This window comes from Amycolatopsis sp. NPDC004772, assembly GCF_053601215.1.
This window is the reverse complement of the sequence record NZ_JBSGBK010000016.1, coordinates 112,674-131,210: the sequence shown is the minus strand read 5'-3', so window position 1 is coordinate 131,210 and position 18,537 is coordinate 112,674. Positions and strand designations below refer to the sequence as shown.

Sequence of the window (18,537 nt, the reverse complement as noted above, 5' to 3'; positions counted from 1 at the left end):
TTTTTTTTTTTTTTTTTTTTTTTTTTTTTTTTTTTTTTTTTTTTTTTTTTTTTTTGTTTTTTTTTTTTTTTTTTTTTTTTTTTCATCACCCACAACACAAAAAACCACCCCCCCCCCCACCCCGCCAGCCTGAAGTGAGTGACATGACCAACGTGGAGACGACGGACGCGACCGGCCTCGGGGAGATCGAGGTCGGCGCCGCCCGGATCAACGTCGACGACAAGCGCATGATCAACGCGCGCGCCGACGTCAACCAGCTGCTGCCCATGAAGTACAAGTGGGCGTGGGAGAAGTACCTGGCCGGCTGCAACAACCACTGGATGCCGACCGAGGTCGCCATGCAGGCCGACATCGCGCTGTGGAAGTCGCCCGACGGCCTCACCGAGGACGAGCGGCAGATGCTCAAGCGCAACCTCGGTTTCTTCGCGACCGCGGAGTCGCTGGTGGCCAACAACATCGTGCTCGCGGTGTACCGGCAGATCACCAACCCCGAGTGCCGCCAGTACCTGCTGCGCCAGGCGTTCGAGGAGGCCGTGCACACGCACACCTTCCAGTACATCTGCGAGAGCCTCGGCCTGGTCGAGGGCGAGCTGTTCAACATGTACCGCGAGGTCCCGTCCATTTCGGACAAGGACGCGTGGGCGCTGAAGTACACGCAGAACCTGGAGAACCCGGACTTCGAGACCGGCACGCCGGAGGCCGACCAGGCGTTCCTGCGTGACCTCGTCGCGTTCTACGTGATCTTCGAGGGCATGTGGTTCTACACCGGCTTCGCGCAGATCCTGTCGCTGGGCCGCCGGAACAAGATGGTCGGCATCGCCGAGCAGTACCAGTACATCCTGCGCGACGAGTCGATCCACCTGAACTTCGGCATCGACTGCATCAACCAGATCAAGATCGAGAACCCGCACCTGTGGACCGAGGAGTTCCAGGCCGAGGTGCGCGGGATGCTCAAGGAGGCGTGCGAGCTCGAGGTCAAGTACGCCCGCGACACGATGCCGCGCGGCATGCTCGGGCTGTCGGCGCAGCTGTGCGAGCAGTACATGCACTTCATCACCGACCGGCGGGCGCAGCAGATCGGCCTGGCCCCGATCTTCGGCGAGACGGAGAACCCGTTCCCGTGGATGTCCGAGGCGATGGACCTGAAGAAGGAGAAGAACTTCTTCGAGACCCGCGTGATCGAGTACCAGTCGGGCGGCGCCCTCGACTGGGACTGAGTCCTTGAAGCACACGGCCCCGCCCCGGTGAACCAGGGCGGGGCCGTTTCACGTCGTCGCCCGCGCGGCCAGCTCCGCATCCAACGGGCTCAGGTCCGGATCGACGGCCTCGCGCGGCGACCACCACCGGAAGCCGAGTCCTTCCTCGCTCAGGACGAGCCGGGGCGCCGCGGCGAGCTCGGCCCGGTAGACGGCGAGGAACTCGCGCCGCCCGGGATCGGCCAGGTCGAACTCGGCCACCGCGGCGAAGGTCAGCGCGACGTCGTGGATGCCGGTCTCCTCGGCGAGTTCGCGGGCCGCGGCCTCGCGCGCGGTTTCCCCGGGTTCCCGCATCCCGCCGGGCAGTTCCCACTGCCCGCGGCGCTTGTCGAACATCATCAGGACCGCGCCGGCGTGGCGGACCACGACCAGCGAGGCAGCCACGGGCGGCAGCGCGCTCTCGGCGACCCGCCGCACCGCGAGCAGCACGTTCCCCGCTCGGTCCCGGAGCGGGAGCCCGGCCATCAGAACGCGTAGCGCCGCACGGTTTCCGGGTGCAGCACCAGCCTCACCTGCTCCGTGTCCCGGATCGCCTTCGCGTCGGCCGCGCGGTCCGGGTCGTCGAGGTCCCAGTACCGCGCCGCCAAGCGCTGCGCCAGCTCCTGTGCCCCGCCGGGCTCGATCGAGACGCGGCCGGCCACCGAAACCCAGCGCTCGCGCTCGCCCACCGGGGCCGCCACCACGATCGACGCGTGCGGGTCGCGGCGCAGGCGGCGTACCTTGGGCGCGTCCGGCTCCGAGAACAGCTGGAGCGTGCCGTCGTCGGCCGCCTCGAACCAGACCGGGCGCGGCTCGGCGCCGGCCACGGTCAGGAACCCGTGCAGGGGACGGCGGAGGAATTCGAGGTCGTCGGAAGTCAGCATGGGTCCAGTGAACCGGAGCCGGTCGGACGATCCCATGGGTGAAACACCGGAATCCCTGTCCATTCGTCTAACCTCGAGACCGTGGACGACCTCTTCCGCGGCGTGCGGGCCCACGGCTCGCTGTTCGGCAGCTCCGCCGTCACCCCGCCGTTCTCCCTGCACTTCGTCGACGGCGCCCCGCTGACCCTGTGCACCGCGCTCTCCGGCGGCGGCTGGATCGTCCCCGAGCACGGCGAACCCGAGCCGCTGAGCGCCTACGACACCGTCGTCGTGCGCGGACCGGGCACCTTCACCTTCGTCGACGAGCTCGGCACCGGCGCCGAACCGGTCGCGTGCGGCGAGTACTGCGCCGCCACGGAGCTGGGCGGGACGCGGCACCGGCGCGGCTGGCGCGACGACGGCGACGGCCCGACCACGCTGATCGTCGGCGCCTACCCGGCCGGCGGCGAGGTCAGCCGTCCGCTGCTGGACGCCCTGCCGCCCGTGTTGCGCGTGGACGGCGGCGGCACCGGGGACGCCGTCCTGGACCACCTCGCGGCCGAGGTGGCCGCCGACACGCCCGGCCAGCAGGTCGTGCTCGACCGGCTGCTCGACTGGATGCTCGTCTGCACGCTGCGCGCGTGGTTCGACCGGCCCGGCGGCGAACCACCGGCGTGGTGGAGCGCCCAGCGCGACCCGGTGGCCGGCCCGGTGCTGCGCCTGTTGCACGACGAACCCGCGGCGCCGTGGACGGTCGCCGCACTGGCCCAGCGGGCCGGGGTGGCGCGCTCGACGTTGGCCAAGCGGTTCGCCGAGCTCGTCGGCGAGCCGCCGCTGACCTACCTCACCCGCCGCCGGATGGCGCTCGCCGCCGACCTGCTGGCCGAGCGGCCCGCCGCCACCGTCTCGGAGGTCGCCCGGCAGGTCGGGTACGCCGACGCCTTCGGGTTCAGCGCGGCGTTCAAGCGGGTCCGGGGTGTCACCCCGAGCGAGTCCCGACGCAAAGCCGCCTCCGGCTGATCCGCTCCGTCACGTCCTGCCGGTGACAATCACTTCCGCTGCCAGCCGATCCACCGCCGCGCGGCCGCAGGCGGTGCGCACCGATCACCCGAAAAGACGGCGCCGCAGGTGTTGTCAGAGCGTCAACAAGGGTGCATCGTGGACGGACAACCGATCTCGACGCAGGAGATGGTCACTTTGCCGGGCACCGTGAGCCGAGCCGCCGAAGCACTGCGCGAACGCGTGCCGCCCCTGACCGCTCTCCCCCTGCCGCACAAGGTCGACGAACGGTGGCTGCAGTCGCGGTGGCCCGTCAAGGAACTCGCGACGCCGCCCGCGGGCAGCGGCCTCAAGCCCGTGCTCGGTGACGAAGGTCCGCCCGTGGTCGGGCACATGCTGGAGATGATGCGGTTCGGCCCGGCGTTCGGCCTGCGCCGGCACGAGCTCTACGGCCCGGTGTCCTGGACCGGCGGGTTCGGCCGCCGGATCGTCGCACTGTCCGGGCCCGAGGCCACGCAGATCGCGCTCGTCAACAAGGACAAGGCGTTTTCGCAGGAGGGCTGGAAGTTCTTCATCGAGAAGTTCTTCGAGCGCGGCTTGATGCTGATGGACTTCGGCGAGCACCACCTGCACCGCCGGATCATGCAGGAGGCCTTCACGCGCCCGCGGCTGACCGGCTACGTCGGCGAGATGGGTCCGGCGCTGCGCGAAGGTGTCGCCGGCTGGGGCGCGAGCGAGCGGCCGCGGCTGTACTGGGCGCTCAAGCAGCTGACCCTCGACGTCGCCACCCGCGTGTTCATGGGCATGCCCAGCGGCGCCGACGCCGCCCGGATCAACCGCGCGTTCGTCAGCTGCGTGCGGGCCGGCACCGCCTTCGTGCGCTTCCCGGTGCCGGGCGGACGCTGGTCGGCCGGGCTGCACGGGCGCCGGGTCCTGGAGCGCTACTTCGGTGAAACCCTGCCCGCCAAACGGCGTTCGGGCGGCGACGACCTGTTCGCCGCGCTCTGCCAGGCCACCACCGAGGACGGCGACCGGTTCTCCGACACCGACATCGTCAACCACATGATCTTCCTGATGATGGCCGCGCACGACACGACCACCATCACCAGCAGCGCCATGGCCTACTACCTGGCCAAGCACCCGGAGTGGCAGGAACGCGCCCGCGCGGAGTCGCTGGCCCTCGGCGACGACGTCCTCGACATCGAGGCCGTCGACCGGCTGGAAACCCTCGACCTGGTGATGAAGGAGGCGCTGCGGCTGGTGGCGCCGGTGCCGTCGCTGACCCGCCAGACCGTCAAGGACACCGAGGTCCTCGGCCACTACATCCCCGCGGGCACGCTCGTCGGCGTCTCGCCGACCATCAACCACTTCACGCCCGAGTGCTGGACGAACCCCTTCGCGTTCGACCCGGAGCGCTTCGCCGAACCGCGGCGCGAGGACAAGTCGCACCGGATGGCGTGGATGCCGTTCGGCGGCGGCGCGCACAAGTGCATCGGGCTCCACTTCGGCGGTCTCGAGGTGAAGTTGCTGATGCACGAACTGCTGCGCGCCTACCGCTGGTCGGTTCCGGAGAGTTACACCGCGCGCTGGGACTACGTCTCGCTGCCGGTGCCCGCGGACGGTCTGCCGGTCCACCTGACCCGTCGCTGACCCGGCGACCGTCCACCGCCGCATACACTAGGTAACGAAACGTTACCGTTTGTGGAGATTCGTTCACTCGTTCAGCCGGTAGACACCCCGTGACACACATGATGGCGTGGCATCGATCGTGGGCGAAGGCTGCCTGGTGCGGCTTCATGATCCCCGACACCGTGTCCGACCTGGCCATACCTGTGCGTGAAGAGGTGGAGTGTGCCTGAACCCGGTGCCGCGTCAGGGCTACTGGACGTGGCGCGGCGGTGGGCGGCGACGTTGGCCGACACCAAAGGAGTAACGCTTCCCCCGGAAGAGCTCGAAGCTCTCCTGCTGGAGGTCGCGCACGACGCGGTCGACCAAGCCGGCTCGCAGCACGACGGCGCGCTGCTGCGGTTCACCGCGCTGTACGCCGCCTCGCCGATGGGCATCGCGCTGGCCGACCCCGACGGCGCCATCGTCGAGGCGAACCTCGCGCTCGGCCAGCTGCTCGGCTGCTCGCCGGAACGGTTGCGGGGCAGGCACATCACCGGCCTCGGCTCGACCGACCACGACGTCTCGCGGCTCGCGGCCGGCCTGGAACAGGTGCGCGCGGGGCGCGACCGCTACCAGGAGCGGATGCTGCTCGACCACACCGAGGACGGGCAGCTCTGGACCGACGTGACGCTCGCCCGGCTGCCCGGCGACCGGCCCGGCTCGATCTACCCGGTGCTGATGGTGTCGGACGCGAACGAGCTGCACCTGCTGCAGGAGCGGCTGCTGCACCAGAACGTGCACGACCCGCTGACCGGGCTGCCCAACGCGTCGTCGTTCACCACCAAGCTGGAGGCCGCGCTCGGTGCCGGCGCGCGCGACGACATCGCGCTGATCTACCTCGACGTCGACGGCTTCAAGGTGGTCAACGACGGCCTCGGCGCCGGGGTCGGCGACCAGGTGCTGCGCGGGGTCGCGAACAAGCTGTCGGCGGTGTTCACCGGCCACCACGACGGGTTCGTCGCGCGGCTGTCCGGCGACGGCTTCGCGGTGCTGCTGCGCGGCGAGCTGGCCGCGACCGAGGTCATCGGGCTGGTCGAGCGGGCCCTGGAGGACCTCAACGAGCCGATCTACCTGGGCGGGCACGGCATCGGCGTCAGCGCGAGCGCGGGCATCGTCGTGCGCGCGGCGGTCGAGGGCGGCGCGGCGGAACTGCTGCGGGCCGCGGAAATCGCGCTGCACCGGGCCAAAGAGGCCGGCAAGGCGCAGTGGATGCTGTTCGACCCGGAGCTGGACGCCCGCGACCGCGGCCGCTACCAGCTGGGCGCGGTGATCGCCGGCGCGCTGGAGAACGGCGAGTTCTCGCTGGTCTACCAGCCCACGGTGAAGCTGTCCCGGCCGGACGAGCTCGCGGCGGTCAACGCCGGGCTGCGATGGAACCACCCGGAGAAGGGCGAGCTCGGCTCCGAGGAGTTCTACCCGCTGGCCCAGACCACGGGCATGACCGTCCCGCTGGGCCGCTGGCTGCTCGCCGAGTCCCTGGCGGCGACGGCCCGCTGGCGCACGCGCCTGGGCGATGCCGCCCCGGACGTCTGCGTCCGGCTCCCGGCCCGGCTGGCGATCGACCCCGACCTGGTGCTGCTGGTGAAGGAACAGCTGGACAAGCACGAGCTCCCGGCGCGGGCGTTGCGCCTGTGCACCGACCGCGACTCGATGCTCGACCCGCGCGGCGAAGTCCTGGACTCCCTGTCGGTCCTGGCCGACCTGGGCGCGCAGCTGGTGCTGACGATCTCGGGCTCGGCGGACCTGGAGCTGATCCCGCAGCACCGCCTCCCGGTCCGGCACGTCATCCTGTCGGGCCCGGTGGTCGACGCGCTGGACACCGACGAGCCGGCGGAGTCCGACCTGCGCCACCTGACCCAGCTGATCACCCGGGCGCGTGAGCTGCACCTGAAGGTGGGGGCGGAGGGGGTGCGCACGCACGAGCAGGCGGCCCGGTTGCGCCAGCTGGGGGTGGTCGCGGCGCGGGGGCCGTTCGTGGCGGATTCGGCGACGGGCGACGAGGTCGACGAGCTGATCGCGCGGCACCCGCGGAAGTGAGGACCAAGCCGGTTGCCCGGCGGCTCCGAACGACCGGCAGGATGGGTTCTGCCGCCGACGAGAAGGGACGTCCATGGACGCCGGAGACCTCGCCCCCGACTTCACGCTGCCCGACGACCGGGGCCAGGAGCGCACGCTCTCGGACTTCCTGGCCACCGGGCCCGTGGTCCTGTTCTTCTACCCGGCCGCGATGACCGGGGGCTGCACCGCCGAGAGCTGCCACTTCCGCGACCTCGCGGCGGAGTTCGCGGCGGTCGGCGCGCACCGCGTCGGCATCAGCCCGGACGCCATCACCAAGCAGCGCGCCTTCGCCGACGCGAACGGCTTCGACTACCCGCTCCTGTCCGATGTGGAGGGTGTGGTCGCCAAGCAGTTCGGGGTGTGGCGCAAACTCGTGCCGCTGCACACCAAGCGCGCCACCTTCGTCATCGGCGAGGACCGGAAGGTCATCGCGAAGATCAAGAGCGAGCTGAACTTCACCGTTCACGCCGACGAGGCGCTCAAGGTGCTGCGAGAGCGGAACAAGGTCTCCTAGCGGGGAGTCAGCCGCCACACGCGGTTGGTGCCCGTGCACGACGGCGCCAGCGGCTTCTCCGCCGGTTCCGTGCGCACCTCGGTGAAGCCGAGCCGGGCGGGGACCGCTCCACTTCGGACGTTCCGCTCGTCGTGCTTGATCTCGACGTACCCGGCGCCGAGGCGGAAGGCTTCGTCCGTCAGGAGCGTGACGGTGCGGGTCATCAGGCCGCGGCCGACGAACCCGGCCGCGAGCCAGTAGCCGATCTCGACGCCGCCGTCGCGGGTCATCACGCCGATGCCGCCGGCCACCTCCGCGCCCAGCCGCAGCGCGTATTCGTACGCTTCGCCGCTCTCCCAGCGCTTCGCGGTCAGCCGGAGGAACTCCGCCGAGTCGTCGTCGGTGTAGCCGCCGGCGGCCCAGATCAGGAACGGGCTCAGGTGCGCCAGCGAGCCGCTGACGACCTCGGTCAGCGTCGGGCGGTCGCCCGGGTGCCAGCGGGTCAGCGTCAGGTCACCGTCGCGGTAGGTCTCGGCCGGGGCTTCCATGCAGTTCATGGTGCCCCGGCCGGGAGGTCAGGCGCGACTCAATTCACGATGACGCTGTCGGGCACCTCGGTGTCGTTCTTCAGCGCGTCGAACAGCTGCTTCGACTTGGCCTTGTCCCAGTTCTCCGCCGACCCGCTGGTCACCGGCACCGTCGTGGTCACCACGCCCCCGGAGGAGATCCCGCGCATCGCCAGCGCCAGGCCGGCCAGGTTGTGCACGTGGTCGCCCGAGTCCATGGTCAGCGCGTCCGGCGCCGAGGACAGCAGCGGGAAGAAGTCGAACGGGTTCAGCAGCGTGCCCGGGCTGGCGATCTGGCTGACCAGCGCGCCGATGAACTTGCGCTGGTTGGCGACGCGGTCGAGGTCCGAACGCGGTGTCGCCGAACTGTGGCGCATCCGCACGAAGCCCAGCGCCGACCGGCCGTCCAGGGACTGGCAGCCCGCCTTGATGTCGATGCCGGTCATCGTGTCGTTCATGTCCTTGTCGATGCACATGTCGACCCCGCCGATCGCGTCGACGATCTTGGCGAACCCGCCGAAGCCGATCTCCGCGTAGTGGTCGATGTGCAGCCCGGTGGCGCCTTCGACGGTCTGCGCCAGCAGCTTCGGGCCGCCGAGCGAGAACGCCGCGTTGATCTTGTTCTTGCCGTGCCCGGGAATCGACACCTGCGAGTCGCGCGGCAGCGACAGTAGCGTCGGCTTGGTGCTGTTGTCCGGGATGTGCGCGACCATGATCGTGTCGGTGCGCTGCCCGCCGCCCGCCGCGGCGACGTCGCCGGTGGCGAGCCGCTCCTCGTCCTCGGCGGTCAGGCCTTCGCGGCTGTCCGAGCCGACGATCAGCCAGTTGGTGCCGGACGCGGCCACCGGGCGGCCGGAGTAGTCGGCCAGCGCGTCGACGCGCTTGATGGAGAATTCGAGGTAGATCCAGATGCCGGCGAGGAAGACGACGAAGACGAGCACCAGGGCGCCCAGGACCTTGCCGAAGCTCCAGCGGCGCCGGCGGGGCGGCCGGGACGGCGGGTAGTCGTCCTGGACCGGACGGCGCGGCGGGTCCTGCCGCGGGGGCGGCGGCGGGGCGTACTCGGGCTCGCGGGTGCCCATCGGGCGGGTGCGCTCGTCGTACGGGCTCCGGCCCCGCCCGGGCAGCGGCATCATCTGCGCGCGCTGGTGGTCCCGGGAGCGGCCGGCCGGCGGCATCCGGCGCCCGCCGTCGTCGCCACGGTACGTCATCACCATCACCCAATCCCGATCCGGACAAACTTCTCGTCGTCAGTACACCGCACGTCCTCGGAAGGAGGACGCCCGGCACCGGGGTCGGGTTGCGGTTACCGGCCGGTTGCCTCGTAGCCGAACTGGTGGACCTTGAGGTACCCGGACCGGAACCCGGCCTCGGAATAGGCCAGGTAGAACTCCCACATCCGGCGGAAGACGTCGTCGAACCCGAACCCGGCGATGTCGGCCCAGCGGTGCAGGAACCGTTCGCGCCACCACCGTAGCGTGCGCGCGTAGTCCTGGCCGAACTCGCGCATCCCGGCCAGCTTGAGCCGGGTGTTCGCCTTGACGCCCTCCTCGACCGAGCGCACCGACGGGATCAGCCCGCCCGGGAAGATGTACTTGTGGACCCAGCTGTAGGCCCGCGACGCCGCCAGCATCCGGTCGTGGTCCATGGTGATGGCCTGCAGGCCGAACCGCCCGCCCGGGCGCAGCCGCTCGCCGATCACCCGGTAGAACTCCGGCCAGTAGGACGCGCCGACGGCCTCGATCATCTCGACGCTGACCACGGCGTCGTACTTGCCGCTCGACTCGCGGTAGTCGCACAGCTTCACTTCGACGCGGTCGGAGAACCCGGCCGCCGCGATGCGCTCGGTGGCCAGCGCGCGCTGCTCCTCCGAGATGGTCAAGGACGTCACGTGCGCGCCGCGGGCCGCGGCGCGGATGGCGAGTTCACCCCATCCGGTGCCGATTTCGAGGACTTCGCTGCCGTCGCGGACGCCCGCGTAGTCGAGCACGCTGTCGATCTTGCGGTGCTGGGCGGCGGTGAGGTCGTCGTCGCCCGGCGCGAACAGCGCGGAGGAGTACGTCATCGACTGGTCGAGGAAGGCGCCGAACAGGTCGTTGGAGAGGTCGTAGTGCCGGTGGATGTTCGCCCGCGCGCCCTCGAGGGTGTTCTCCTCCGACGGCGGCTGCGTCCGCTCGGCGAGCCGGCGGAACTTCTGCAGCGCCGGCGGGACGAGCGTGGCCATCCGCTCGGCGAACGGCGTCAGCACCTCGGCGAGGTCGGACGCGGTCCAGTCACCGGCCATGTAGGACTCGCCGAAGCCGATCTTGGCTTCGACGCCGAGGCGGTGGAAGAACGCCTCGGGCCGCAGGATCCGCATTTCGGGTGACTCCGGGCCGCCGGCGCCGAGCACGGTGCCGTCCGGGAAGCTGACCCGCACGTCGAGCGGGCGCACCGCGCGGCGGAACAGCGCGGCGGCGATCCGCGCGCGCAGCGCGGAGTGCGGTGGGGTGGCCAGGCCCGGCCACCGGGTCCCGTCCGGGACGTCCCGGGCCGACGCCCGGTCAGCGCTCGAAGTGGTCACGGGTACTCCCTCCGGCCGGCCAGGTTCGCCGGTGATCGATCCTAGTCGCCGCACCCCCGCGGCGCGTCTCGGCGAATGCCCTGTTCGGGGCGTGTTCACACCGGTATCCGCAGCCGCTGCGGCCCGGTGGCGGCCCACGCCCCGCGGAGGGTCCCGCCGTCGTCGCCGGCGAGCAGGTCCAGGGTGAACGCCACGGTCAGCCGGGTCCAGACCCGGGCGCGGCGCAGCATCGCGTGGCCTTCGTTGGCCATCTCGAACCGGGCGACCCGCGCGGCCACGCCCGCGGCCCGTTCGGCGAAGGCGTGGGACTCCGCCGGGCTCGTCATCCGGTCGCGGGTGCCGTGCACGATCAGCACCGACCGCCCGGCGACGGCCGCCACCGGCTCGCCCCGCGGCGTCCACGGCGCCAGCGCGCACACCCCGCGCACGGCCGGGTCGTCGGCCACGCGCAGCGCGACCCGTGCCCCCATCGAGTGACCGACCAGCACGACCGGCAGGCCCGGGTGATCGGCGTGGATGCGCGCGAGGGCCCAGCGGGCGTCCTCGATCGGGTCCTCGGAGGGCGCGTTCCAGCCGTACCGGCGGTTGCGCAGCAGCCTGACCTCGACACCGCCGTGACCATCGGGGCTTCGCCCCGAGCCGGGGGCTCCGCCACCCGGGCCCCCCGAAAAGCCGCTTTTGCGGCCTGCGCGGTACAGGGCCCGCGCGATCGGCACCATCCGCAGATAGGCCAGCTTCCAGGGCGGCACGCTGCCCGTGCCCCGCTCGGCGCCGCCGTGCAGCACGAGCACGACCGCCCCGGTCCGCCCGCGCGCCTTCCACACGGACACCGCCGGATCCACCTCGACCACCCGCGTCCTCCTCTTCCCCCGCATCCGGGTCAACCTCGGTCCCCCACCCGGCTATTCCACCGCGCGAAGTGGTCCGCACGGTAGATTCGGCGCCCGATCCCCGACGGAAGGGTGGGTGTGGTGAGCGCCACGGACATCGCAGGCAGCGTCGCCGAACAGCTGGCGGAAGTCGAGCGGGCCAACGCCGAAGCGGTGCGGGCCGCGGCGGACCTGGTGCTGGGGGTGATCCGGGCCGACGCACTGGTCTATACCGCCGGCGCCGGGCACTCGCTGGCCGCGGTCGCCGAGACGTTCTACCGGGCCGGCGGGCTGGCCTGCGTCTACCCCCTCTACCACCCGGACCTGCTCCCGCTGCACGGCGCGGTACCCAGCACGCAGACCGAGCGGCGCAGCGGCCTGGCCGCCGAGGTGCTGGCCGAGCGCGCGCCGGGCCCGGACGACGTGCTGGTGGTCTTCTCGACCTCCGGCGTCAACCCCTACCCCGTCGAGCTGTGCATCGAGGCGCGCAAGCGGGGTGCGGCGGTGATCGCGGTGACGTCGCGGGCGTGCGTGGCCGCGGCGCCGCGGCGGTCGTCGAGCACGCTGGTCGAGCAGGGCACGGTCGTGCTGGACTCGCTCGTCGTCCCGGGTGACGCGAGCTACCCGCCGGCCGCGCCGCGCACCGCCCCGCTGTCCACTGTGGTCAACGCGTTCCTGTGGAACCTCGTGCTCGCCGACGTCTACGACCGCGGAACGGCCGAGGGCCTCGACGTCCCGCTGTGGCGAAGCTCCAATGTGGAGGGTGGCGACGAGGCGAACGCCGGGCTGCTGGCGAAGTACGGTGAAATCGTCCCCCGCCTGCGCTAGTTGGTGAACAAGCACCGGCCGGGCACGTCTTGACGCCGCGTGCCCGGCGGTTCTAGCGTCGACATACCGACTGGTCGGTGTGGACCGGTCGCTCCCGGAGGAGGTCCGATGGACAGTGCCACGGCGACGGTGCACGGCGAGTGCGCACCCGGCTTCGAACCGGTGCGCGAGGCCTTCGAGGAGAACTTCCGCTCCCGCGGCGAGCTGGGGGCCGCCTTCACCGCCGTCCGCGACGGCGAGGTCGTGGTGGACCTGTGGGGCGGGTGGTCCGGTCCGGAGCGTGACCGGCCGTGGCAGCCGGACACCCTGGCCAACGTCTGGTCGACGACCAAGGGCATGACGGCGCTGTGCGCGCACCGGCTCGCCGACGCGGGCGAGCTCGACGTCGACGCGCCGGTCGCGAAGTACTGGCCGGAGTTCGCCGCGGCCGGGAAGGCGGAGATCCCGGTGCGGTGGCTGCTTTCGCACCGCTCCGGCGTGCCCGGGATCGGGCTGGACCGGCCGGTGGCGATCGAGGAGCTCTACGACTGGGACCTGATGACGTCGCGGTACGCGGCCCAGGAACCGTTGACCGAGCCCGGGTCCGCGGGCGGTTACCACGCACTGGCCTTCGGCTGGCTCGTCGGCGAGGTCGTGCAGCGGGTCGCCGGGCAGGGCATCCGCGAGTTCTTCGCCGAGCAGGTCGCCGGACCGCTGGGCGCGGACTTCTCGATCGGCCTGGCGTCCGCGGCCGATCTCGACCGCTGCGCGACGCTGGTGGATCCGGTGATGACCGAGGAGATGGCGAACGCGCTGGCCACGGCGTTCGCCGCCGCCGGCCCGGTCGCGCAGGCGGCGTTGATGAACCCGCGCGTCCAAGGCCACGACGCGAACGACCCGGCCTGGCGCCAGGCGGTCATGCCGGCGTTGAACGGCCACGGCACGGCCCGCGCGATCGCCACGATCTACGCGGCCATCGCCGACGGCACCCTCCTGTCCCCGGCCGCGCTGGCCCGGGCCCGCGAGAGCCAGGGCAAGGAGACCGACGCCATCCTCGGCCTCCCCAACGAGTGGGGCCTGGGCTTCTACCTCGGCAGCGACGCCCGCGGCTTCGGCCCCAACCCCACCGCCTTCGGCCACGACGGCCTAGGCGGCTCCACCGGCGGAGCCGACCCGGAAAACGGCATCGCCTTCGGCTACACCCTCAACCAGCTCGGCCCCCTCATCCGCGACGACCCCCGCAAAATGGCCCTGGTCCAGGCCCTCTACGCCGCCCTCCCGCACACGTAACCCACGTGATCAGGGCCGTAACCCGTGTGATTGGAGCCGTAACTGGCGTGATTGAGGCCGGAACTCGCGAGTTACGGCTCCAATCACGCGAGATCCGGCCCGGATCACGCCAGTTCCGGCCCGGATCACGCCACGGCGGGTTCTTCGTCGGCGAACTGGGTTGCGTGGAGGGTGGCGTAGCGGCCGCCGGCGGCGAGGAGTTCGTCGTGGGTTCCGCGCTCGACTATCTCGCCGTGCTCGAGGACGAGGATCTGGTCGGCGGCGCGGACCGTCGAGAGGCGGTGGGCGATGACCAGGGCCGTGCGGCCGGCCAGGGCGTGGGTCAGGGCCTCGCCGACCGCCGCCTCGGACTCGGAGTCCAGGTGGGCGGTCGCCTCGTCGAGGATGACGACCTTGGGCTGGGCCAGCAGGAGACGCGCGATCGTCAGCCGCTGACGCTCGCCGCCGGAGAGGCGGTAGCCGCGCTCGCCGACCGTCGTGTCGAGGCCGTCCGGCAGCGAATGGACCAGCTCGCCGAGCCGGGCCCGCTCCAGGGCTTCCCAGATCTCGTCGTCGGTGACGCCGGGACGCGCGTACGCCAGGTTGGCGCGGATCGTGTCGTGGAAGAGGTGCCCGTCCTGGGTCACGACGCCGACGGTTTCCCGCAGTGAAGCGAAAGTCAGCTCCCGGACGTCCACATCGGACAGCCGCACCGAGCCGGAGTCGACGTCGTAGAGCCGCGGCAGCAGCGACGCAATCGTCGACTTCCCCGCCCCCGACGACCCGACCAGCGCGACCATCTGCCCCGGCTCGGCCCGGAACGAGATCCCGTGCAGCACCTCTTCCCCGCCGCGGTGGTCCAAAGTCGCGACGTCTTCCAGCGAAGCCAGCGAGTACCGGTCCGCCGCCGGGTACCCGAACCGGACGTCGGAGAACTCGACCGAAACCCCGCCCGCCGGAGCCAGCGCCCGCGCGGAAGGCTTCTCCTTGATCATCGGCTCCAGGTCGAGGACCTCGAAGACCCGCTCGAACGACACCAGCGCGGTCATGACGTCGACGCGCACGTTGGCCAGCGCGGTCAGCGGCGCGTACAGCCGGGTCAGCAGCAGGGCCAGCGCGACGACGGTGCCGGGGGCCAGCGCCCCGGTCAGCGCCAGGTACCCGCCGAGGCCGTAGACGAGCGCCTGCGCCAGCGCCGACACCAGGGTCAGGCTGGTCATGAACCAGCGGGTCAGCATCGCGGTCCGGACGCCGATGTCCCGCACGCGCCCGGCGCGCACGCCGAAGTCGTCGGCCTCCTGCACCGGCCGGCCGAACAGCTTCACCAGCGTCGCCCCGGGCGCGGAGAACCGCTCGGTCATCTGCGTGGTCATCCCGGCGTTGAGGTTCGCGGCTTCCCGCTGCAGCCCGGCCATCCGGCGGCCGAGCCGGCGCGCGGGGACGACGAAGATCGGCAGCAGCACCAGCGCGATCAGGGTGACCTGCCAGGACAGCGTCAGCATGACGGCCAGCGACAGCGCCAGCTGGATGACGTTGGTGACCAGCCCGGACAGCGTCGCGGTGAACGTCCGCTGCGCGCCGATGACGTCGTTGTTGAGCCGCGAAACCAGCGCGCCGGTGCGGGTGCGCGTGAAGAACGCGATCGGCATGCGCTGCACGTGCTCGAAGACCGCGCGCCGCAGGTCGTAGATGATGCCCTCGCCGATGCGCGCGGACTGCCACCGCTCGATCAGGCCGAACCCGGCGTCGGCGATCGCCAGCACGGCGATCACCACGGCGAGCCAGACCACGACGGCGACGTCGTGGCCGCCGACGATCGCGTCGACCACCTTGCCCGCCAGCACCGGCGTCGACACGGCGAGCACCGCCGAAACCACGGTGAGCACGAGGAAAGCCAGCAGCGGCCGCCAGTGCGGCCGGGCGAAGCGCGCCACGCGTTTGAGCGTGCCGCGGGTGAGCGCCTTCGGCGCGTCGCCGGCGCGCATCGCCGAGCTCCACAGCCCCCACATGTTGTCCACGGGAAACCCCCAGGATCAGAAACCTCTAGGTAAGCCGAGGTTTTTGCCGGATATGACCTGGACAACACCCCTGTTGTCCGTTTGCTTCCCGAGGTCGTTCACTCGGCGCGAACAACCTGGTGCAGGGCGGCGCGCAGCCGCTCGGCATCCTCGGCGGAGAGCGGCTCCAGCAGGAGTGCCTCCGCCTGCCGCGTGACTTCCACGCCCACCTCGCGGACGCGCTCCCCTTCGGACGTGAGCAGCACGAGGCGCTTGCGCCGGTCCCCCGGCGCGACCTCGCGCCGGACCAGGCCTTTGGCCTCCAGTTCGTCGACGAGCGCGACCATCGTCGTCCGGTCCACGCCGAGCCGGGCCGCGCCGTCCTGCTGCGACTGCGCCGGCCCGTCCCCGAAGAGTGTGAGCAGCGCGAGCTGCCGCCCGGTGACGCCGAGCGGCGCGTACAGCGGTTCGGCCAGCTCGGCGAGCCGCAGCTGGGCGTGCTTGAGCAGGTAACCGAGCCGCTGGCTGACGGCGAGGGGCGCACTGGACACGCACAGACTCTACACCTACGCTGATCGTCAGCTTGACTGATGATTTGTATAACTGACGATCAGGAGCTCCCCATGACCACCATCGGGCTCAAACCCCCGCAGCAGCACCTCGGCATCGCCGCCCTCCGCGAGACCTGGGCGATCGCCGACGACGCCGGGTTCGACGGCTGCTGGGTGTTCGACCACCTCGCGCCGATGGGCCCCGACCGCACCGGAGACGTCTTCGACGGCTGGAGCCTGCTGGCCGCGATGGCCGAGGCGACGAAGCGGGTGCGGATCGGCTGCCTGGTGTCCGGCAACACCAACCGGCACCCGGGCACGTTCGCCAAGATCGCCGCGACCGTCGACCACCTGTCCGGCGGCCGGCTCGACGTCGGCCTCGGCGCGGGCGGCGACGCGCTGACCGACGCGATGATGGGCACGCCGACGCCGGCACCGGTCGAACGCGTCGAACGACTGGCCGAAACCTGCGAAATCCTCGGTCTGCTGTGGACCCGGCCGGAAACCACCTTCCACGGCCGTCACTACACGCTCACCGGCGCGATCAGCGACCCGAAGCCGGCGCAACGGCCGAAACCTCCGCTGTGGCTGGGCAGCAGCGGCGAGAAACGCGGTCTGCGGGTCGTCGCCGAGCACGCCGACGTCTGGCTCAACGCGGCCCTGCCCGGGACGGAAATCGCCGAGCTGCAACGGCTTTCGCGCGTCCTGGACGCGCATTGCGCGGCGGTGGGCCGGGATCCGGCGTCGATCCGCCGGGCCGTCCAGTTCCGGCTGCCGTCCGATGCGGACAGCGCGCTGCGTCTCACGCAGAGCTACACCGACGCCGGCTTCACCGAGCTGGTGCTGATGCCCGCCGGCCGCGAAGACGTCGTCGCGGCGTCCGAGGCGGCCGCGAAGCTGCTCCCCCGCCTGCGAGACGTCGGCTGAACCGGGCGGCGGGTGCTCGGTAGCCTGGCGACGTGGAAACGGAGGTGGGCCAGGCGCCCGCATGGCGGCGCGCGGCCCGGCTCTTCACGGCGCCACCGCGCACCGGAGAGGCCGCGCCCCTGCGCTGGGACCTGGGGTTCTACCTGGCCTGCCTGGCTTTCGCGCTGCCGACCGCGCTGGTGTCGGAGTTCTACGGCTACCGCGTCTGGGGCAATTTCGCGACCGTGGCGTACGGCTTCGGCGTGGTGCACAGCGGGTACCTGCTGCTGTCCGCACGAAGCGGGCGTACGCCGCGTGGCGTACTCGGTTCACGCTGGTGCGGCATCGTCGCCGTCGCGTTGTTGGCGATGATCCTCCCGTTGGCGCTCCTGGTGATTCGCCGCCTGACCGGAGTGGACTGGCTGATCACGCCGTTCTCGTGGGCCGCGCAGCCCGAGGTCTGGGTGATCGAGCGGTCCGCGGATCTGCTGCTGCACCACGGAACCCCGTACGTCGACGTCAGCGCGCTCGGGCGGGCCCCCGAGGTAAACGATTACACACCGTACGGCCCGGTGATGGCGGTCTTCGGCCTGCCGCGGGCGCTGTTCGGCGGTACCCCGGTGGCGAACGCACTCACCGACGCCCGCTGGATGTTCGCGCTGGCCGCCGGCGCGTGCGTGCTGGGCACGCTGAAACTGCTGAAGTGGCCGAAGGTGCCGGTCGGCGCCGCGCAGCTCGCGCTGGCCTGCCCGCTCACCGCGCTCACCTGGGCCGTGGCCGGGCCGGACCTGGCCATCGTGGGCCTGCTGGTGCTCAGCTGCGCGCTCGCGGCCACCGGGCGGATCGCCTGGTCGGGCCTGGTGCTGGCGCTGGTCGTCAGCGCGAAGCTCATCGTCGCGCCCGCCGCGGCGGTGCTTGCCGTCCTCGTGCTGGTCCGTCGTGGGAACGGGCTCGACTGGGCGGCACTGGGCCGGTTCGCGGCGGCGCTGGTGGCGACGACGGCCGCCCTGCACCTGCCGGTGTACCTGGTGGATCCGGCGGCGTTCGTCGAGCACGTCTTCCGGTTCCCGCTCGGGATGGGCGCCGTGCGCTCGCCCGCGGCCAGCCCGCTGCCGGGCCACCTGATCGCCGAGACCGGCCCGGTCGGGCAGGTGGCGGCGTTCGCGCTCGTCGGCGCCGCGGCCGTGGCGATGGTCGTCTGGCTGGTGCGCCGGCCCCCCGCGAACGGCTCCGCCGCACTGCTGCGCATCGCCGTCGGACTCGGCGCGTTGATCCTGCTCACCCCGGCCACCCGGTACGGCTACCTGGTGTACCCGCTGGTCCTGCTCGGGGCCCACCTGGCCTTCCGCGTGGCCGAAGTTCCCGCTGCGCCCCCCGCGCAGCAGTCCGCGACTACTTCTTCTTGACCCTGGTGGCCCCGCCGCGCCCCCGCAGCTGGACGCCCGACTCCGACAGCACCCGGTGGACGAACCCGTAGGACCGGCCCGTCGACTCCGCCAGTGCCCGGATGCTCGAGCCCTTCTCGTATTTCTTCTTCAGGTCAGCGGCCAGCTTGTCGCGCGTGTTGCCGGTGATCCGCGCGCCTTTCTTGAGATCAGCCACGTCGATCGCCTTCCCGCCGAGAGTGTTCTGGGCCACATATCGGCCCCTGCCGGGGCAATGATCGAACACTGAGCGCCGGAATGCCAGACGA

The 18,537-nt window shown here is 71.4% G+C and carries 18 protein-coding genes; 9 read left to right on the top strand and 9 right to left on the bottom strand.

Annotation, left to right across the window (positions count from 1 at the left end):
* Nucleotides 1–143 precede the first annotated feature (143 nt).
* Nucleotides 144–1,217, top strand: a complete 1,074-nt coding sequence (locus tag ACWEF6_RS13555) for a ribonucleotide-diphosphate reductase subunit beta (protein ID WP_363998036.1) — start codon at nt 144–146, stop codon at nt 1,215–1,217.
* A gap of 48 nt (nt 1,218–1,265) precedes the next feature.
* Here ACWEF6_RS13555 and ACWEF6_RS13550 read toward each other — a convergent pair whose 3' ends face one another.
* Both ACWEF6_RS13550 and ACWEF6_RS13545 read right to left on the bottom strand, forming a co-directional pair.
* The gene (locus tag ACWEF6_RS13550) at nt 1,266–1,721 is read right to left on the bottom strand and encodes an NUDIX hydrolase (RefSeq protein ID WP_449683184.1); all 456 of its coding nucleotides are present in this window, start codon (nt 1,719–1,721) and stop codon (nt 1,266–1,268) included.
* A complete protein-coding gene (locus ACWEF6_RS13545) occupies nt 1,721–2,119 on the bottom strand; it encodes a pyridoxamine 5'-phosphate oxidase family protein (protein WP_449683183.1) in 399 nt (132 codons plus the stop codon). Before ACWEF6_RS13545 ends, ACWEF6_RS13550 begins: the two co-directional genes overlap by 1 nt.
* A gap of 81 nt (nt 2,120–2,200) precedes the next feature.
* Here ACWEF6_RS13545 and ACWEF6_RS13540 point away from each other — a divergent pair, with 81 nt between their 5' ends.
* The 4 genes from ACWEF6_RS13540 (at nt 2,201) to ACWEF6_RS13525 (ending at nt 7,337) form a co-directional block, all read left to right on the top strand.
* Nucleotides 2,201–3,118, top strand: coding sequence for an AraC family transcriptional regulator (locus ACWEF6_RS13540; RefSeq protein ID WP_449683182.1), 918 nt, complete (start codon nt 2,201–2,203; stop codon nt 3,116–3,118).
* Nucleotides 3,119–3,286: 168 nt separating this feature from the next.
* The gene (locus tag ACWEF6_RS13535) at nt 3,287–4,747 is read left to right on the top strand and encodes a cytochrome P450 (protein ID WP_449683189.1); all 1,461 of its coding nucleotides are present in this window, start codon (nt 3,287–3,289) and stop codon (nt 4,745–4,747) included.
* Between the two features lie 237 nt (nt 4,748–4,984).
* Nucleotides 4,985–6,802 (top strand): putative bifunctional diguanylate cyclase/phosphodiesterase, encoded by a 1,818-nt coding sequence (locus tag ACWEF6_RS13530; RefSeq protein ID WP_449683188.1) that lies wholly within the window; start codon nt 4,985–4,987, stop codon nt 6,800–6,802.
* A 73-nt stretch (nt 6,803–6,875) separates the two neighbouring features.
* Nucleotides 6,876–7,337, top strand: a complete 462-nt coding sequence (locus tag ACWEF6_RS13525) for a peroxiredoxin (RefSeq protein WP_449683181.1) — start codon at nt 6,876–6,878, stop codon at nt 7,335–7,337.
* On the opposite strand, the gene ACWEF6_RS13520 is transcribed toward ACWEF6_RS13525, so the two are convergent.
* The 4 genes from ACWEF6_RS13520 to ACWEF6_RS13505 all read right to left on the bottom strand — a co-directional run bounded on the left by ACWEF6_RS13520 (nt 7,334) and on the right by ACWEF6_RS13505 (nt 11,296).
* Nucleotides 7,334–7,864, bottom strand: a complete 531-nt coding sequence (locus tag ACWEF6_RS13520) for a GNAT family N-acetyltransferase (RefSeq protein WP_449683180.1) — start codon at nt 7,862–7,864, stop codon at nt 7,334–7,336. The genes ACWEF6_RS13525 and ACWEF6_RS13520 overlap by 4 nt on opposite strands.
* A 38-nt stretch (nt 7,865–7,902) precedes the next feature.
* Nucleotides 7,903–9,099, bottom strand: a complete 1,197-nt coding sequence (locus tag ACWEF6_RS13515; RefSeq protein ID WP_449683179.1) for an LCP family protein — start codon at nt 9,097–9,099, stop codon at nt 7,903–7,905.
* Nucleotides 9,100–9,188: 89 nt separating this feature from the next.
* On the bottom strand, nt 9,189–10,445 hold the full coding sequence (locus ACWEF6_RS13510; protein ID WP_449683178.1) for a class I SAM-dependent methyltransferase: 1,257 nt from the start codon (nt 10,443–10,445) through the stop codon (nt 9,189–9,191).
* A 95-nt stretch (nt 10,446–10,540) separates the two neighbouring features.
* Nucleotides 10,541–11,296 carry an alpha/beta hydrolase gene (locus ACWEF6_RS13505; protein ID WP_449683177.1) on the bottom strand — a complete coding sequence of 252 codons (756 nt, stop codon included), beginning with the start codon at nt 11,294–11,296 and terminating at the stop codon, nt 10,541–10,543.
* Between the two features lie 117 nt (nt 11,297–11,413).
* Here ACWEF6_RS13505 and ACWEF6_RS13500 point away from each other — a divergent pair, with 117 nt between their 5' ends.
* Together ACWEF6_RS13500 and ACWEF6_RS13495 are read left to right on the top strand one after the other, a co-directional pair.
* Complete coding sequence (locus tag ACWEF6_RS13500; protein WP_449683176.1) at nt 11,414–12,142, top strand: SIS domain-containing protein; 729 nt, start codon at nt 11,414–11,416, stop codon at nt 12,140–12,142.
* Between the two features lie 108 nt (nt 12,143–12,250).
* A complete protein-coding gene (locus tag ACWEF6_RS13495) occupies nt 12,251–13,411 on the top strand; it encodes a serine hydrolase domain-containing protein (RefSeq protein ID WP_449683175.1) in 1,161 nt (386 codons plus the stop codon).
* 125 nt (nt 13,412–13,536) lie between these two features.
* On the opposite strand, the gene ACWEF6_RS13490 is transcribed toward ACWEF6_RS13495, so the two are convergent.
* Nucleotides 13,537–15,408, bottom strand: coding sequence for an ABC transporter ATP-binding protein (locus tag ACWEF6_RS13490; RefSeq protein WP_449683174.1), 1,872 nt, complete (start codon nt 15,406–15,408; stop codon nt 13,537–13,539).
* A 98-nt stretch (nt 15,409–15,506) separates the two neighbouring features.
* Nucleotides 15,507–15,938 carry a MarR family winged helix-turn-helix transcriptional regulator gene (locus ACWEF6_RS13485; protein ID WP_449683173.1) on the bottom strand — a complete coding sequence of 144 codons (432 nt, stop codon included), beginning with the start codon at nt 15,936–15,938 and terminating at the stop codon, nt 15,507–15,509.
* Between the two features lie 72 nt (nt 15,939–16,010).
* On the opposite strand from ACWEF6_RS13485, the gene ACWEF6_RS13480 reads away from it, so the two are divergent.
* On the top strand, nt 16,011–16,865 hold the full coding sequence (locus tag ACWEF6_RS13480; RefSeq protein WP_449683172.1) for an LLM class flavin-dependent oxidoreductase: 855 nt from the start codon (nt 16,011–16,013) through the stop codon (nt 16,863–16,865).
* Nucleotides 16,866–16,897: 32 nt separating this feature from the next.
* The gene (locus ACWEF6_RS13475; RefSeq protein ID WP_449683171.1) at nt 16,898–18,250 is read left to right on the top strand and encodes a glycosyltransferase 87 family protein; all 1,353 of its coding nucleotides are present in this window, start codon (nt 16,898–16,900) and stop codon (nt 18,248–18,250) included.
* Here the strand turns inward: ACWEF6_RS13475 and ACWEF6_RS13470 are convergent.
* A complete protein-coding gene (locus ACWEF6_RS13470; RefSeq protein ID WP_003071237.1) occupies nt 18,237–18,446 on the bottom strand; it encodes a helix-turn-helix domain-containing protein in 210 nt (69 codons plus the stop codon). The genes ACWEF6_RS13475 and ACWEF6_RS13470 overlap by 14 nt on opposite strands.
* Nucleotides 18,447–18,537 lie beyond the last annotated feature (91 nt).